This is a genomic window from Pedobacter sp. L105, assembly GCF_009765875.1.
Classification (GTDB): Bacteria; Bacteroidota; Bacteroidia; order Sphingobacteriales; family Sphingobacteriaceae; genus Pedobacter.
Genome location: NZ_LMUP01000014.1, coordinates 583,530 through 599,239, shown reverse-complemented (window position 1 = coordinate 599,239; position 15,710 = coordinate 583,530). Strand labels below are relative to the sequence as shown.

Below are 15,710 nucleotides of genomic sequence, written 5' to 3'. Positions count from 1 at the left end.
CTTTAGCTGGATGCCAATGAGATCATCGTGTCTAATTCTTTGACAATTTCATCATCATTGTCGGATGCACCAGTCATTTTAAACCTGATATTTCCCTTGCCGTCAATGATAATTTTGGTAGGGAGGGCGGTTACCTTATACTGACCGACTACTTCAAATTGTCCACCCTGCTTTTTACTTTGGACATCCAGCAATACGTTAAAGGTATATTTTGTACTGTTCATATAATCTTTGACAGTCTTTACTCTAAAATCATCACGCTGCAGGGTATTGATAAATAAAAAAACAACGTTAGGATTATCCTTATACTTATTGATTGCTTTTTGCATTCCGGGAAAAGTAGATTTACATGGACCACACCATATAGCCCAATAGTCCAGAATAACGATCTTACCTTTATAATCTGACAAACTGATTTTTTGGCCTTTTAAATTCATTAGCGAGAAGGCTGGAGCAGGAATATTTATCATTTTGCTACGCCAGTTTTCCCTTTCGTGCACTGCCCCTTCCGATTCCAGTTTAGACAAATACACTTTATAGTCTCCCTTTTTATCCAACCTGGTATATAACCCTTTTAAATCATTTCTGATGGAATCTGTGCCGCTGCCATTTTTTATGATAATTTCATCTTCTGTTAAAGCTTTTTCAAACTGTCCATTTTTTTCCAAATAGGTCTGATACCTGATATGCATATTTATATCATCATCTTTAGTGAAGGCGAATGCCTGTTCTTCATAAGCTACTGCGTCTTTGTATTTCCCTAACTTATAAAGAAGCGATGCATAAGTATCAGCATACGTTCCAGCATCGTTATCCAGTTTTTCAGCATACTTATCCGGAGTAGTATAATTAGGTAAAGGGTCACTTTTGACGTCGGCAATTAAATCGATAGATTTTTTTGAAAGTTCTGCAGCGTAAGCAACATCTTCATTTTTTTGTGCGAATAAAATAGCGGAGGAATTATAAATACTGGCGCGTGTAACTCTGTTTTTGATTCTGTTGGCATAGAAATCAAACTTTTCTTTATTTCCTTCCTTAGCATACAGGTCGGCAAGCCAGAGGTAGGTAAAAAAGATATGAAAGGCATCCTTATCATTGTTTACATCGAGCTTATATTTTGCGATAATGGCATTCAGCTTTTCTTCAAATACCGTAGCGTTATTTTCTAAATGAAGCGAATCGGCTGCCATACGAAGTGCAGTCGAACCTGTCGGATAATATTTCAACAGCCTATTTTTTGCGGCATCTGCCGAATCAATTTCCCCCAAAATCCGGTATAATTTAATAGTGTTGGATAAATCGTTTTCACTCATTTTTTTTGGGATTACCAGGGATGCATCTTTGTCATTTGTCGGATTGTCGCTAGTGATAGGCTTCGTTAGAGCCAATTTATTTACAGATCTGCTGCCGGAGATCTGCCCAATATACTCCATCATCAGTTTACTGCCCACTGTTTTGTCTAGCCGATACCGTATCACTAAATAATCGAACAACAATTTGTCTTCTAAAGAAGGATCTAATATAAATGCCTGTTCATAAGCTACCTGTGCCTTTTGAAGGTCTGGTTTCGTTCCAAAAGTGTATTGCACAAAACTTGTCAATAAATAAGCTTCATTAGCATAAGTTACGGCATTCAATTTCCCATGATGATATAACGGGGTATAATAGCCATCTGGGTTGTTATCACTTTTACTGCCCGAGTAAAAGTAGAGCGCTATCAAACTGGTACTATCATTAGTAGGAACAGTTGCCTTATAAATGCTCCCATCTTTTAGTAAAGAAATAATCAAGCTTCTCGGTGAAACTATAACTCCTGCCGATTTTGAATCAAATAAAAAGACATCACACTTGATGCTTTGAGAATTTTCCAATGCTGTTCCCTTCGGATCATAAGTAAAACTGACAGTTTTCCCGGCTTCTGGTTTTAAGTCTGAAAATTTAACTTGCTGGGCTTGTAATGCGCTTATCGAAAATAGGAATACGGAAAGTAATTTTAAGGATTTCATCGCTCTTTATTAATTAATAATAAAGATACTTTAATGTTTTAATTTTCCTTAAGATCAATAATAATTTAACAAAAATTAACTTATTGCCCTACCCATGATCCACAATTTGCTTAAATTAAAATATAACCTTCATTAAATACTCAATGATAAAAATAGATGGAAAAACCAATCAAATTGTATAAATTGCTTTTGCAGATTATTTATTTCCATCATTAATTGAACAGACGATTTTGGAAATACAAGCTTTTATGCTCTTAACCCTCTCTATATGCAAAAAATATACCTGTCCTTAATTCTTTCCTTATTAACCCTTTCAGGATTTTCGCAACAACGTTATCCAGTTACTTACCAACAGTTAAAAGAATACGAAGGTCATTACGAGTATATCAATCACACTACACTTAAGATTGCAGCTTCGCCAACCGATACTTTGTTGTATGCTATTATTAACGAAAGCAGGTATAGGCTAAAGCCTTCCGGTAAAGACCTTTTTTTGAATATGGGCAATCAAAAGATCCAGTTTTTCAGGGATAAAACGCATCATATTACAGGTTATACTTTAGAAAATAAAAGTTATCAGTTACTGGACAAACATGTTTTTTTTCCTCAGTCGATCTGGTATCCAAGGTTAGCCTCAGCTAAAAATTTTCATTACAAATATCAGCAGCCAAAAGACCTTAAAGATCAAATTCAAATTGGGAGCATCAATCAGTCGGGCTTAGATACTGCTTTGTTAAGCCAAATGATGCACAAGATCATTAAGGGTGACTACCCTAATGTGCACAGTATTTTAATCATTAAAGATGGTAAACTGGTGTTTGAGGAATACTTTTATGAGTATACTAAAGACAGTTTGCAGGAACTGCGGTCCGCTACAAAAAGCTTTGTATCTGCGCTGACAGGTATTGCTATTGACAAGGGCTTTATCAAAAGCAAAAGTGAGACTGTGCTTTCCTATTTTCCTGAATATACCTTCAAAAATATGTCCGAAGCTAAAAAGAAGATTACCCTTGAACATCTTCTGAGTAATCAAAATGGCCTTGATTATGACATCACTAATCCCAAAGCAGCAGGAAATGAAGTTGACATGGGTTATACGGACGACTGGGTAAAATATACATTAGACCTACCTATGATTGACACGCTGCATGTCAAAGGCATGTACTCTTCGGGCAATCCGGTAATCCTGGGACGGATCATTGAGAAAACCACGCATCAGGCCTTACCTGATTTCGCCAGCCAAACACTATTTAACCCTATGGGAATTAAAAAATTTAAATGGCATTTTAAGCCGGATAAATCGAGTGCAGAAACGTTCTGCCAGCTTTATCTAACCCCAAGGGAGATGGCTAAATTTGGCCTGCTCTATCTTAACAAAGGTAATTGGAACGGCCAGCAATTGGTGTCTGCCGGTTGGGTCTCGCAATCCCTCGAAAAACATGCCGTAGTGCAGGGTGTTGATTACGGTTACTTATGGTGGCTTAAACATTTAGATGCTGATGGCGTAAGGTACTACGGCAAAGCTGCCCAGGGCAACGGCGGACAAAAGATCTACCTCTGGGAAGATCAGCATATGGTTACTGTAATTACCGGAGGCAGTTTTAACTCACAATCATCTTCAGATGAACTAATTAAAAAGTATATCCTGCCGGCATTTAACCAAAAAAAATAGTTTACCACCCTATTCCATAATCTTCGCCATGGTTACTGGAACCGCCCCAAAGGCTGCCATGTTTCCAGTCGAAATAAATGGCATTGATAGGCCCGCTGGTGCGGTCGCCAAAGCTTAATTTATAACCCATTTTTTTCAGTTCATCCCGTACTGCCTCTTTGGTATTGCTATTTAATAAGATCTGTCCGGGTTTAGGTTCACGGTCGGCTGTTTGCGTACCCCCGAGTGAAAGCCAGAGCTGATTGGTATTAAAGTTTGCTGCCTCGGTAGCCTGTTGAACATTCATCCCAAATTCAGTCATATTTAAAAAGAACTGCAAAAGATTCTGGTCTTGTGTATCCCCACCCTGAACAGCAGATGATAAATAGGGCTTTCCATCTTTTAGAGCCATAGATGGCGACAAGGTTACTCTTGGCCTTTTTCCGGGTGCAACAACATTAAAAGGATTGATTGCGGAATCGAGCACAAAACTTTGCATCCGCTGGCTCATCCCCACACCGGTACTACCTGCAATACAGGCCGGCAACCATCCGCCGCTTGGCGTAACCGATACTACCCAGCCTTCTTTGTCGGCCGCCTCAACAGACGTAGTGCCTAACCAAAGTCTTTCCTGGTAAAGTGCATCGGGAGTGTTGTTCACCAGATCGTGCTTAGGTGCAAAATTGCGTTTCGTGGTATCCAGTTCATACCCCCTGGTTTTAAGCAGGTTGATATAAGGATTTTTCTTTCCTTCAAACGGATAAGGATCACCCGGACCAATATTAGGATCGTTTTTCTTGTATTGTATCAGTTTTGCCCTTTGTTTGGCATATTCCTTACTTAACAAACCTTTCATCGGCTCCATGGAATTGGCATAAGGATCTCCATAATAAAAATCACGGTCGGCAAAGGCCAGGTTCATTGCCTGATAAACGGTATGAATATATTGAGCGCTGTTATACCCCATACCTTTAAGGTCGAAGTTTTCCAGGATGTTGAGTGTCTGCAACATTACCGGCCCCTGCGTCCATTGTTTCAGCTTGTAAACATCTATTCCTTTGTAATTGATTTGAAGGGGTTCTTCTTCCAATGGTTTCCATTTGGCCAGGTCCTGCATCGTGATCAGTCCGCCTTGCTCCTGACATCCGCGTACAAATTCCTGGGCAATATCACCTTTATAAAAACGGTCGTATGCAGCCATCAAAGCTTGTTTACGTGTTTTTCCTGCTTTTAGTGCTTTTCTTTCAGCTTCAACCATTTTTGTGAGCGTTACCAGCAGGTCTTTCTGCACAAAGATTTCTCCTGCTTCAGGAGCTTCCCTTTTTTCTCCCGGATGTGTAAAAAATACTTTTTTACTGTAAGGCCATTGACTAAGCTGAGCTTTATCGTGTTCAATCGTATTGGCAGCCTGTGCTTCAATAGGATAACCCGCTGCCATTTTCATTGCTGGCGCGAGTACCTGCTCCAGGCTCATGGTACCATAATTTGCCAGTACATAAATTAAACCTCCGGGTGTACCGGGTGTTGTTGCAGCCAGGGGGCCATATTCAGGAGGAAAATTATAGCCCTTTTTCCGGAAGAAATCGGGAGTGGCACCGGTTGGCGCTACACCCATGGCATTGATAGCAATTACCTTTTTTGTTTTAGGATTATAGATCAGTAATTGTGTTTCGCCTCCCCAGCTTAACGTATCCCACATGGTACAGGTTGCTGCCAGCATCGCACAGGCCGCATCCACTGCATTTCCCCCTTTTTCAAAAATCATAGCCCCAGCTGTTGCGGCTAGGGGTTTTCCCGTGATGGCCATCCAGCTGCTGCCATGTAATGCAGGTTTTTGAGTTTGTTGCGCCCATAGGGACTGCAGGGAAATTGAGAAAATGAGGAGTGTTAATAGAAAAGGTTTCATAATTACTGAATAAATAAAATTATGTACAATTTAAATATAGTGAAATTTAGTTTTTCAAAAGCCTTGTCACAATATAGATACCCGTTATGGCTAAATTAATTAACTTCGCGCTTTCAATTTTAATAAATAATATGGTACTGGAACAACAACTGCTTCAAAGAGGTGAAAATAAGTGTGAATTATGCCAATCGGAGGAAAGTCTTTCCTTATATGCTGTGCTTCCCCAATCAGGAAATACCGCAGACAATTGTTTCATGATCTGCGACAACTGCCTGTCGCAATTGGAGAAGAGAGAGGAAATGAACACCAATCACTGGCGTTGTCTAACCACCAGCATGTGGAGCGAGGTACCTGGTGTACAAGTAGTTTCATGGCGTTTACTCAACCGGTTAAGCAGCAGCGAAGGCTGGGCAGCAGACAACCTGGATATGATGTACCTGGATGACGAAACCCTGGCCTGGGCAAAAGCCGGTGCGGAAGATGAAGACGAAGCACCTGCAGAGTTTCATAAAGACAGTAACGGCAATTTGTTGCAGAATGGTGATTCCGTTGTGTTGACTAAAACACTGGATGTCAAAGGATCTTCATTGAATGCCAAACTGGGTACTGTGGTAAAGAATATTCGCCTGGTAGATGATAATACAGACCAGATTGAAGGCAAAATTGAAGGCCAAATGATTGTTATTCTAACCAAATACCTTAGAAAACAAAGCAATTAGCTTCTGTAGCTTTTTTGCTTACGGGTTATGGTTTCTATACCACCATCCTTATAGTTTGTTCGGACCTTGTTTTACCACAAAACTGATTGGTGGTGGCGAATCAGACACCATAATGTTCACCATCAATGAAAAAGGAACTTATGATTATGTATGCTCCTTTCCAGGGCATTCTGCTTTAATGAAAGGTAAATTGATCATTGAATAATCAATAAATATCAAATATAAGATGAGTCCCTTTTATCGCTCATCTTATATTTTTGTTATAGTCCTGCGCTTATTATAAAATTATTAGCTTTAGCGCATGGAAAATGAAGAAAGCAATCCTTACCAGCAGTTCAACAAACAGATCCTGGATAACTGGAAAGCTGAAGGGGTAAAATACATTAAACTGGTTGAACTGGATACAGACCTGCCGGTGAAGTTCTTCGAGCTGATTCCCGATTCAGTGGTGATGGACTCGGACGAAACCATCTATCCCATTGGCTCAGAAGATATTTCAGAACTGCTGATGCCTGTAGCCAAGGTCAAGTTCCTGGTTCATAAAATATATCTGGAAGAAGAAGATTAATTCATTACCAGAATAATCTTGCCGATATGCTCGCTGCTCTCCATTAACCGATGCGCATCTGCAGCTTCAGCAAAAGGAAAAGTTTTGTAAATGACAGATTTGTATTTCCCTGAAGTGATCATCGGCCATACATTTTTGAACACTTCTTCAGCAAGCGCTTTTTTAAAAGCATAATCCCTGCTTCTAAGCATACTGCCGGTAATGCTGATCCGCTTTTGCATTATCTTAATAATATCCAGCTCCGGCTTGGCGGCAGAAGCATTGATATACACCAGCCGGCCCTCAGGACGCAGGATATTGATATTCTTTGTCAAATATTCTCCGCCAACCATATCCAGGATAACATCTATTCCTTTCTTAGCCAGCTCCTGCTCAAAATCCTGGGTTTTGTAGTTCACATATTGAGTTGCTCCCAGCTCCAGACAGGTTTCTCCTTTTACTGTTGAGCCAACAGTTACAAACACATTGGCACCCATTGCTTTAGCGATCTGTATTGCGGTGATACCTATACCACTGGAACCTCCGTGAACAAGTAAATTCTCACCGGGCTGGAGGCCACCCCGCTGGAAAATATTAGACCATACAGTAAACGTAGTTTCAGGTAATCCTGCGGCATCCGCAAAACTAAATCCTTCCGGTACAGGCAAACACTGACCTTCTTTTACGGCTATATATTCGGCATACCCACCGCCAACTACCAGGGCACACACTTTATCACCCTGTTTCCACTGGGTAACTTCAGCTCCGCATTGCTCAATAATTCCGGCTACTTCAATGCCTGGAATAGTAGCCGGGGCATCATCGGGGATGGCATATCCTCCTTTTCGCTGTAAAACATCCGACCGGTTAAGGCCAGCAGCCTGAACTGCAATTAATACTTCAAGCGGACCCGGCTGGGGTTTAGGGTATTCCTGTAATTGTAATACTTCCGGACCTCCGGGATGACTGATAACAATAGCTTTCATGATAGGATAACAACAAACCAACAGGGGAGTTTTTAATAATCAGCTGCATGTTACATCTGCTTTGCAAAGCCCGGTCATCTTTCACAGGATTAAACTTATCTTTGGCCGATGCAGCAATTTATTTATGAAGACCAGTATAAAGGAAAACCCAGGAAATTATTGATCTTAATGCCACAGGACGGGCTGGATTACAGGGTGTTCTGTGATTCCATTTTTTTAGGTTCCATCAGGCCGGTAAAGGATAACAGTGAGGCAGTACTTTGGAAAACAGAATACAATATCCTTAAACCTGTTGCAACTAAAATAGGTGAATATATCCTTATGCAGGAAGATAAATAAAAACAGGTGCATTTAAATAACGCACCTGCATTTATTTATTTGGCATTTACCGTGGATAAACCAGCAGACTTAAACCGGCTCTCGGTAAATAATAAAGAAACCAATAACAGAAATCCGATTATAAAAAAGCCATCCAGCACCAAAGCAGAATCACGCATTTCATGTGTCAGGGATTCTACAAATCCAAAAGTAAAAAGCCCTACAACGATGGATAGTTTTTCTGTGACATCGTAAAAACTAAAATAAGAAGCTGTATCGGGTATATCCTGCGGGATAAATTTTGAGAAAGTTGAGCGGGATAAAGTTTGCACCCCTCCCATCACTAATCCAACAAAGGATGCTGCTACATAAAACTGATTTGCATTGGCAATAAAATATACCGCAGCACAGATGATCGACCAAATGAAGACGATGGAACTCAGCACTTTCACGTTTCCGAATTTCGCCGATAAAGTTGATGTTAATGCGGCACCGATAATGGCAACTACCTGAATGATCAGGATCACCGCAATCAGGCTTTCTTCGGGCATATGTAATTCTTTGGCACCAAAGTTTGCTGCGACCAGCAAAATAGTTTGCACACCAACGGAATAGAAGAAAAATGCAGGAAGAAACCTTTTCATGAGCGGCATTTCTTTTACCTGCCCCCATACTTTGGCCAGCTCTTTAAAGCCACCGGTCAATACATTGCTTTTATGGGTTCCTGTATTGGGCTTACCTTTTGGAAGGAGATAAAAAGGGATCAATGAAAAACCAATCCACCAGATAGCCACAATCAAAAATGAGATGCGAGCAGGAAGGGCATCATCGGTAATTCCAAAAGTTTTCGGAGACAGCACAAAAGCAAAACAGATGACCTGCACTACGATACATCCGGCGAAGCCGTATATAAATCCCTTAGCACTTACAGCATCTTGCTGGTCTACAGTAGCAATCTGCGGCAGATAAGAGTTATAAAATACAAAGCCCCCGCAATAACCAATGGAAGCAAGACCAAAGCAGATCATGCTAAAGTTAAAGGTATCCATGGTAAAAAAGAACATGCCCGCACAAGAAAGACTGCCCAGCCAGGTAAAGAGCTGCATGTATAATTTTTTATTCCCCTTATAATCGGCAATGGAAGTTAATATAGGCAATATGGCAACGATGATCAGGTAAGATGCGCCCAATACATAGTTGTAAAGTACAGTATTCACGAAAGGATGACCGAAAAAAGAAACGATATCCCCATTTTGCTTATTAGCAGTAACCGCTACATAATAAGCAGGGAATATGGTCGACAGGATCACCATGTTGTAAGACTGGTTCGCCCAGTCGAACATTGACCAGGCCCATATTGTCTTTTTATTATTCTTTTCCTCCATTTATTTGATGTTGTAATAATCGTTGATAGATTTTTCAAATAAACCACCAGGCAATATACGTTTCAAAGGCACAGAAATCAGCTGTCCTAATTTTCCTATTAAATAACGATGTGATGGATTTGATGAGGCAACGATTTTACTGATTTTTTTACCCACCATTGATGGATCTGATCCGGCAGTTTCATCCTTTTCTATCTTTGCCAGTACCGTATTGTAATCGGCCTCTAGTTTTGCGTCATTTAATGTAAATGGAGATTTACTGCGGCTTCCGGTGAACCCGGTAGAGAAATCACCAAGGTTAAGCAATACCACTTTGATCCCTGAACTGCGTAGTTCCATCCTTAAGCTTTGGGAGTACCCCTCTACAGCGTATTTGGAAGCTACATAGAAACCTACATAAGGCAGTCCCATTAAACCAGCGATGGAACTCACGTTAACGATTAAGCCATTTTTATTTTCGATCATTCCTGAAAGCACGGCATTACTTACGCGAACCACACCGAAAAAGTTAACCTCAAATTGTTTTTTAGCAACCTCAACAGGAGTTGCGTAAGAAGGTCCGGAAATACCATCGCCTGCATTGTTTACCAATACATCAATTTTACCTTCGGCTTTAATAATTTTATCAATTGCATTTTTTACTGAGGTATCATCAGTAATATCCAGTTCAATCGGCTTAAATGAAACTGATTTCATGTTAGCCAGGTTACGGCTCGAGCCATAAACAGTATGACCATCGGACTGAAGTGCATTTGCACAGGCTAAACCTATGCCTGATGATGCCCCTGTAACAAGGATTACTTTTTTCATTTGTGTATATGTGTTATTTGTGTGTTTCTTATGTGTTTTATCTTGGTATTTATTGTTTTGTCTTCTCTCTTATTGCTTTTCAATTGTCTTCCAACTGCCTGTGGCGGTTTTTAATGCCTTCTCGCTGCCTGCAGCGTTTTTGGCAGTTATGAAGCTTGCGTGAGCTTTTTATCTTTTGATAGTTGTAAACTATACAACTATCTTTTGAATATATTTAAATAAGTACTTCCTTATATTTTTTAATATTTTATTGATGCCTTCAACGGTTACATATTAGAATCAAATTAAAATTCAAATATATTCTTTTTTAGAACACCTGAACGTATTACCCGCATTTGTGGTATAATTTTCGCCAAAAAGAATATTTTTATTGATCTCCTCAACAAAGTAAATTGGAGCTTTTGGGAAAACCTAACGCACTGCAACCGGGCTAACTTTGCTCCACTAAATCAAGTCACAATGAATAAAGTAGTATTGATCACAGGGGCATCTTCGGGCATGGGCAAGGAAACAGCCAAATTACTGGTGCAAAATGGATATAAAGTTTATGCTGCCGCACGAAGGATACAGTTGATGGGTGATCTTCAGCAGCTGGGCTGTAAAATTATCGAAATGGATGTGAGCCAGGAAGACGCGATGGTAAATGGCATAAACAGCATACTTGCTGAAGAAGGCAAAATTGATATTTTAATTAATAATGCCGGTTTTGGGTCTTATGGAGCAATAGAGGATGTAGACCTGAAAGATGCCAGATATCAGCTAGAGGTTAATCTCTTTGGTGCAGCACGATTGATCCAATTGGTTATTCCGGCAATGCGCAAACAAAAATCGGGCAAGATTGTGAACATTTCTTCTATTGGCGGAAAATTCGCTACCCCTTTAGGTGGCTGGTACCATGCCAGTAAGTTTGCTATGGAAGGTTTAAGTGATAGCCTGAGAAATGAGTTAAAAACCTTTGGCATAGACGTTATTGTAATTGAACCTGGTGGGGTCCAAACAGAATGGGCAGACATTGCGATGGATAACTTAATAAAAGCATCAAAGGACAGGCCTTATGAAAAACTGGCGAATCAATTTGCTGCACTGAGCAAAAAAGGCGGTGGAAAAGCGGCGTTGCCAATAGACATAGCCAGATTAATTCAAAAAGCCATTGTTTCTAAAAAGCCAAAAACAAGATATTCAGGCGGATATGGGGCGAGTTTATTGTTGTTTTTGAATAAGGTACTTTCAGACCGTATGCTGGATAAAGTATTAAACAGTCAGTTTAAGTAAGTATTTATATCTTTAAATAAGATGGAAGCAAAATCTAACCACAATCTTCTGATCAGTAATATACTTTATTCCTGCGTAGACAGTAAACAAAGGGAAAGTGAACAATATATACAGGAATATTCCCTGGGATTTATTGTATCCGGAGAAGTTCATTTCGAAACAGCCAGTGAAACGCTGGTTTACCGGGCTGGCACCATTGGTCTGGCGAGAAAAAACCAGCTGGTAAGATCGTTAAAAGTGCCCCCGCCCGGAGGAGAGTTCAGGGCTATAAATATCTTCCTGAACAAAGACACCCTGCGTAAATACGGTGCCGCACATCATATTAAAGCGGAGAACGATCCTAACGGGATGATCACTACTTTGAAACAGAAAGCGTTTTTTGAGCTGGATGACGATCCGATCATCAGGGGATTTTTTAATTCATTAATTCCTTATTTTGACCTTCCGGATAAACTAACCGAACCTTTAATTCAACTAAAAACCAATGAAGCGATAGAATTACTGCTACAGCGGAATAATTTGTTGAAGGACATCCTTTTTGATTTTAGCGATCTCTATAAAATTGATATCCAGGAATTCATGGATAAGAATTATAAATTTAATGTATCTACGGAACGCTTTGCACAATTAACCGGCAGAAGTATTGCCGGGTTTAAAAGGGATTTTGAGAAAACGTTCCGGATGTCTCCCGGGCGCTGGCTGCATAAAAAAAGACTGGAGGAAGCTTATTATCAGATCAAACAACAGGGCCGAAAACCGTCTGACGTGTATCAGGACGTAGGTTTTGAAAACCTTTCGCACTTCTCTTATGCGTTCAAAAAGACTTATGGTATTTCTCCTTCTCTATTGGGAGCTAAGGCCTGAAGTCAAAATGTAGAAAGGCCTTAAATGCATTCAGCCCATCCGATACCTCTTTCTGCCAAAAGATGCACCAGACGGGCCTGAATGACTAACCCAAGGTATTTAATACCTATATCTTTTCTTTCCGGGCTACTTTATTCCTGTAAGCCAGGTAAAATATGATAGGAAAGATGAACAGATTAAAAACAGTATCACACATTAATCCCCCAATAACTACTGTTGCCAGTGGTTTGGAAGTTTCTGAACCGATACCGGTAGACATTGCTGCCGGTAACAGGCCTATGGCAGCCATCATTGCTGTCATGATCACAGGACGTATCCTGGATTCTACACCGGTTCTGAGGGCATCAACAAATGTCCATTCCGGATGCATGTAACGCATTTCTTTAATATTTGATTTGAACTTGGTGATCAGGATTACCCCATTCTGCACGCATATCCCAAACAGGGCGATAAAACCTATTCCTGATGAAATACTAAAGTTAATTCCCGTGATCAGCAGGGCCATGATCCCCCCGATGATGGCAAAAGGTACGTTATTTAATACCAGCAGCGAATCACGAATGGTACCAAACAGGATAAATAAGATGAAGAAGATCAGCAGGATACTGATAGGTACCACCTGTGCCAAACGATGTGTGGCACGCTGCTGGTTTTCAAAATCGCCTGCCCACTGCATCGAATAACCTTCGCCCAGTTTAATTTTAGCATTTACTTTGCTTTGTGCTTCCTGAATAGTACTTCCCATATCGCGACCGCGGATAGAAAATTTAACGGCACCATAACGCTGGTGGTCATCCCTATAGATCATACTTGGACCAACGATCTTCCTGATGGAAGCTACTTCGCGCAGCGGTACTTTATTTCCGCTTAAGGTAGGCACCCTTAAGTCGCCGATAGAGTTTTCGTTATTCCTGAAATCTTCAGGGTAGCGAATCCTGAGATCGAACTTACGTTCTCCTTCATAGATCTGCGTAGCGGCTTTACCGCCTATGGCCATTTCAATTACCGCATTTGCATCAGCTGGGGTAACGCCATACAGCGCCATTTTATCCTGATCCAGGTTAATTTGCAATTCAGGCTGTCCCAGGTTGCGCAGGATACCCAGATCCTCCACTCCTTTTACCCCCTTCATGATCTTAACGATCTGCTCTTCTTTATTTTCGATTACTTTAAAATCGTCACCGAATAGCTTGATGACAATAGATCCTTTTACACCCGAAACAGCTTCTTCCACGTTATCCGAGATGGGCTGTGAAAAGTTAAGGTCGATGCCGGGGAAGAAATTCAGCTTCTTCTGCATTTTCGCGATGAGTTCCTGTTTGGACTCTTTCGCTTTCCAGTCGTCCTGCGGATACAGGTCTACATGGAATTCTATATTGTAAAAACCTGTGGCATCGGTACCATCATCCGGACGTCCGGTCTGTGAGATCACCTGTTTCACTTCAGGGAAAGTGAGGAAGATCTTACGCATTTCATTGGAAATGGATACCGACTGACTCAGTGAGGTACTTAAAGGGCCGGTAGCGCGAACATAAATTGATCCTTCATTCAGCTGGGGCAAAAACTCTGAACCCAAAAACTTAAAACAGAATAAACCGCCAACCAGAATTATCGCAGCAATCGTCAGCGCTACCTTCCGGCCTTTAAAACAGATATTAAAAAATTTCATGGAACTCCTGGTGATCCACTCTACAAAGATGTTGTGTTTTTCACGCACATCTTTTGTCAGCAGTACACTGGCCATTACCGGCACCAGGGTAAAAGTCAAGATCAGGGCTCCCAGCAGGGCGAAACCTAAAGTCCAGGCCAGTGGTGAGAACATTTTACCTTCTACTTTTTCAAAGCTAAAGATTGGGAGTAATCCTGCAATGATGATCAGCTTGGCAAAGAAGATTCCTTTTCCGTTTACCAGACAGGCTTCTTTGATCATGCCCAGTTTGCTCATCTTGTTAAACTTATCCATTCCCATTTTCTCGGCCCTGTGATCGAGGATGACGAAGATCCCCTCCATCATGACAACGGCCCCGTCAATGATAATCCCGAAGTCAATCGCCCCCATCGATAACAAGTTGGCAGACATTCCTTTTAACTTCAGACAGATAAAGGCAAAGAGCAGTGCGAGTGGTATAATTACCGCTACAATGATCGTTGTCCTCCAGTCGGCCATAAATAAAAACACAATGATGGTCACGAAAGTAATCCCTTCCAGCATATTGTGGAGCACGGTATGGGTAGAGAAATTCACCAGGTCTTCCCTGTCATAAAAGGTACTGATCTTCACATCAGCAGGAAGGATATGTGTATTCAGCGCTTTGATTTTCAACTTTAACGCTGCAATTACTTCACTTGGATTTTCGCCTTTGCGCATCACCACAATACCTTCAACTACATCAGGGTCCATATCTCGTCCTACCTGTCCTAAAGCAGGCAGTCTTGACTCGGTTACTTCAGCTATATTTTTGATATAAATTGGTGATCCCTTGATATTATCAACGATTACATTTTTGATCTCATCGATATTATTTAGTAAGCCTATACCTCTTACCACATAAGCCTGTCCGCTCTGCTCGATCACATCACCGCCTACATTGATATTACTTTTAGAAACAGCATCAAACACTTCTAAAGGCGTTACACCATATTGCAGTGATTTTTCGGGATTAATGGTAATCTGGTAGGCTTTAGTTTCGCCACCAAAGCTGTTTACATCGGCTACGCCGGGTACAGATCTGATTTCGCGTTCCACTACCCATTCTTCCAGCGTTTTCAATTCACGCACAGATTTTTTATTGCTTTTCAGGGTATATCGGAAAATCTCCCCTGTTGGTCCATAAGGTGGTTCAATTTCTGATTTTGCCCCATCAGGCAGATCCGCATCATCGATATGGTTATTGATCTGCATCCTGGCGAAGGCATAATCCACATCATCCTCAAAACTAATCTTGACCACAGAGAGCCCAAATAAAGAAGAAGAGCGGATAGACGTCTTTTTCTCTGCCGGGTTCATGGCAATTTCCAGCGGACGCGTCACAAACTTTTCTACCTCTTCGGCGCTTCTGCCCGGCCATTGGGTGATAATGGTTACCGAGGTATTGGTTACGTCAGGAAAGGCATCTATGCTGATGTTCTTAAAGCTGATATAACCCGCAATCAGCAGCAAAAAGGTCATGAAAAATATGAAGAACTTATTCTTGAGAGAGAATCCCAGAACAGCTTTAATTACTTTGTTCATTTCTTTAGATTTAT

General features: G+C 40.9%; 13 protein-coding genes. 7 read left to right on the top strand and 6 right to left on the bottom strand.

Annotated features, from left to right (window positions below; genetic code table 11):
• Positions 1 to 2: 2 nt before the first annotated feature.
• The gene (locus tag GSQ84_RS25770) at positions 3 to 2,006 is read right to left on the bottom strand and encodes a TlpA disulfide reductase family protein (protein ID WP_158800234.1); all 2,004 of its coding nucleotides are present in this window, start codon (positions 2,004 to 2,006) and stop codon (positions 3 to 5) included.
• A 268-nt stretch (positions 2,007 to 2,274) separates the two neighbouring features.
• On the opposite strand from GSQ84_RS25770, the gene GSQ84_RS25765 reads away from it, so the two are divergent.
• A complete protein-coding gene (locus GSQ84_RS25765; protein WP_158800233.1) occupies positions 2,275 to 3,678 on the top strand; it encodes a serine hydrolase in 1,404 nt (467 codons plus the stop codon).
• A 1-nt stretch (position 3,679) separates the two neighbouring features.
• On the opposite strand, the gene GSQ84_RS25760 is transcribed toward GSQ84_RS25765, so the two are convergent.
• The gene (locus GSQ84_RS25760; RefSeq protein ID WP_158800232.1) at positions 3,680 to 5,563 is read right to left on the bottom strand and encodes a gamma-glutamyltransferase family protein; all 1,884 of its coding nucleotides are present in this window, start codon (positions 5,561 to 5,563) and stop codon (positions 3,680 to 3,682) included.
• An 86-nt stretch (positions 5,564 to 5,649) separates the two neighbouring features.
• Here GSQ84_RS25760 and GSQ84_RS25755 point away from each other — a divergent pair, with 86 nt between their 5' ends.
• The 3 genes from GSQ84_RS25755 to GSQ84_RS25745 all read left to right on the top strand — a co-directional run bounded on the left by GSQ84_RS25755 (position 5,650) and on the right by GSQ84_RS25745 (position 6,850).
• Entirely contained in the window at positions 5,650 to 6,282 is a 633-nt protein-coding gene (locus tag GSQ84_RS25755) for an alkylphosphonate utilization protein (protein WP_254070989.1), read from the top strand.
• Between the two features lie 55 nt (positions 6,283 to 6,337).
• The gene (locus GSQ84_RS28240; protein WP_256377550.1) at positions 6,338 to 6,487 is read left to right on the top strand and encodes a plastocyanin/azurin family copper-binding protein; all 150 of its coding nucleotides are present in this window, start codon (positions 6,338 to 6,340) and stop codon (positions 6,485 to 6,487) included.
• Positions 6,488 to 6,583: 96 nt separating this feature from the next.
• Positions 6,584 to 6,850, top strand: coding sequence for a hypothetical protein (locus GSQ84_RS25745; protein ID WP_158800231.1), 267 nt, complete (start codon positions 6,584 to 6,586; stop codon positions 6,848 to 6,850).
• On the opposite strand, the gene GSQ84_RS25740 is transcribed toward GSQ84_RS25745, so the two are convergent.
• Positions 6,847 to 7,815 (bottom strand): NAD(P)H-quinone oxidoreductase, encoded by a 969-nt coding sequence (locus tag GSQ84_RS25740; protein WP_158800230.1) that lies wholly within the window; start codon positions 7,813 to 7,815, stop codon positions 6,847 to 6,849. The genes GSQ84_RS25745 and GSQ84_RS25740 overlap by 4 nt on opposite strands.
• Positions 7,816 to 7,923: 108 nt before the next feature.
• Here GSQ84_RS25740 and GSQ84_RS25735 point away from each other — a divergent pair, with 108 nt between their 5' ends.
• Entirely contained in the window at positions 7,924 to 8,154 is a 231-nt protein-coding gene (locus GSQ84_RS25735) for a hypothetical protein (protein ID WP_158800229.1), read from the top strand.
• 35 nt (positions 8,155 to 8,189) lie between these two features.
• Here GSQ84_RS25735 and GSQ84_RS25730 read toward each other — a convergent pair whose 3' ends face one another.
• Together GSQ84_RS25730 and GSQ84_RS25725 are read right to left on the bottom strand one after the other, a co-directional pair.
• Positions 8,190 to 9,518 (bottom strand): MFS transporter, encoded by a 1,329-nt coding sequence (locus tag GSQ84_RS25730; protein ID WP_158800228.1) that lies wholly within the window; start codon positions 9,516 to 9,518, stop codon positions 8,190 to 8,192.
• Complete coding sequence (locus tag GSQ84_RS25725) at positions 9,519 to 10,328, bottom strand: SDR family oxidoreductase (RefSeq protein ID WP_158800227.1); 810 nt, start codon at positions 10,326 to 10,328, stop codon at positions 9,519 to 9,521.
• A 459-nt stretch (positions 10,329 to 10,787) separates the two neighbouring features.
• Between GSQ84_RS25725 and GSQ84_RS25720 the strand changes: the two genes are divergently transcribed.
• Positions 10,788 to 11,600 (top strand): oxidoreductase, encoded by an 813-nt coding sequence (locus GSQ84_RS25720; protein ID WP_158800226.1) that lies wholly within the window; start codon positions 10,788 to 10,790, stop codon positions 11,598 to 11,600.
• A gap of 21 nt (positions 11,601 to 11,621) precedes the next feature.
• Positions 11,622 to 12,464: an AraC family transcriptional regulator gene (locus GSQ84_RS25715; protein WP_158800225.1), complete on the top strand. Its 843-nt coding sequence runs from the start codon at positions 11,622 to 11,624 to the stop codon at positions 12,462 to 12,464.
• Positions 12,465 to 12,570: 106 nt separating this feature from the next.
• On the opposite strand, the gene GSQ84_RS25710 is transcribed toward GSQ84_RS25715, so the two are convergent.
• The gene (locus GSQ84_RS25710) at positions 12,571 to 15,696 is read right to left on the bottom strand and encodes an efflux RND transporter permease subunit (RefSeq protein WP_158800224.1); all 3,126 of its coding nucleotides are present in this window, start codon (positions 15,694 to 15,696) and stop codon (positions 12,571 to 12,573) included.
• Positions 15,697 to 15,710 lie beyond the last annotated feature (14 nt).

Bases quoted from the DNA above. Each gene is read 5' to 3' on its own strand.
- GSQ84_RS25770 (WP_158800234.1), bottom strand. From the start codon at position 2,006: ATGAAATCCTTAAAATTACTTTCCGTATTCCTATTTTCGATAAGCGCA.
- GSQ84_RS25765 (WP_158800233.1), top strand. From the start codon at position 2,275: ATGCAAAAAATATACCTGTCCTTAATTCTTTCCTTATTAACCCTTTCA.
- GSQ84_RS25760 (WP_158800232.1), bottom strand. From the start codon at position 5,563: ATGAAACCTTTTCTATTAACACTCCTCATTTTCTCAATTTCCCTGCAG.
- GSQ84_RS25755 (WP_254070989.1), top strand. From the start codon at position 5,650: ATGGCTAAATTAATTAACTTCGCGCTTTCAATTTTAATAAATAATATG.
- GSQ84_RS25745 (WP_158800231.1), top strand. From the start codon at position 6,584: ATGGAAAATGAAGAAAGCAATCCTTACCAGCAGTTCAACAAACAGATC.
- GSQ84_RS25740 (WP_158800230.1), bottom strand. From the start codon at position 7,815: ATGAAAGCTATTGTTATCAGTCATCCCGGAGGTCCGGAAGTATTACAA.
- GSQ84_RS25735 (WP_158800229.1), top strand. From the start codon at position 7,924: ATGCAGCAATTTATTTATGAAGACCAGTATAAAGGAAAACCCAGGAAA.
- GSQ84_RS25730 (WP_158800228.1), bottom strand. From the start codon at position 9,518: ATGGAGGAAAAGAATAATAAAAAGACAATATGGGCCTGGTCAATGTTC.
- GSQ84_RS25725 (WP_158800227.1), bottom strand. From the start codon at position 10,328: ATGAAAAAAGTAATCCTTGTTACAGGGGCATCATCAGGCATAGGTTTA.
- GSQ84_RS25720 (WP_158800226.1), top strand. From the start codon at position 10,788: ATGAATAAAGTAGTATTGATCACAGGGGCATCTTCGGGCATGGGCAAG.
- GSQ84_RS25715 (WP_158800225.1), top strand. From the start codon at position 11,622: ATGGAAGCAAAATCTAACCACAATCTTCTGATCAGTAATATACTTTAT.
- GSQ84_RS25710 (WP_158800224.1), bottom strand. From the start codon at position 15,696: ATGAACAAAGTAATTAAAGCTGTTCTGGGATTCTCTCTCAAGAATAAG.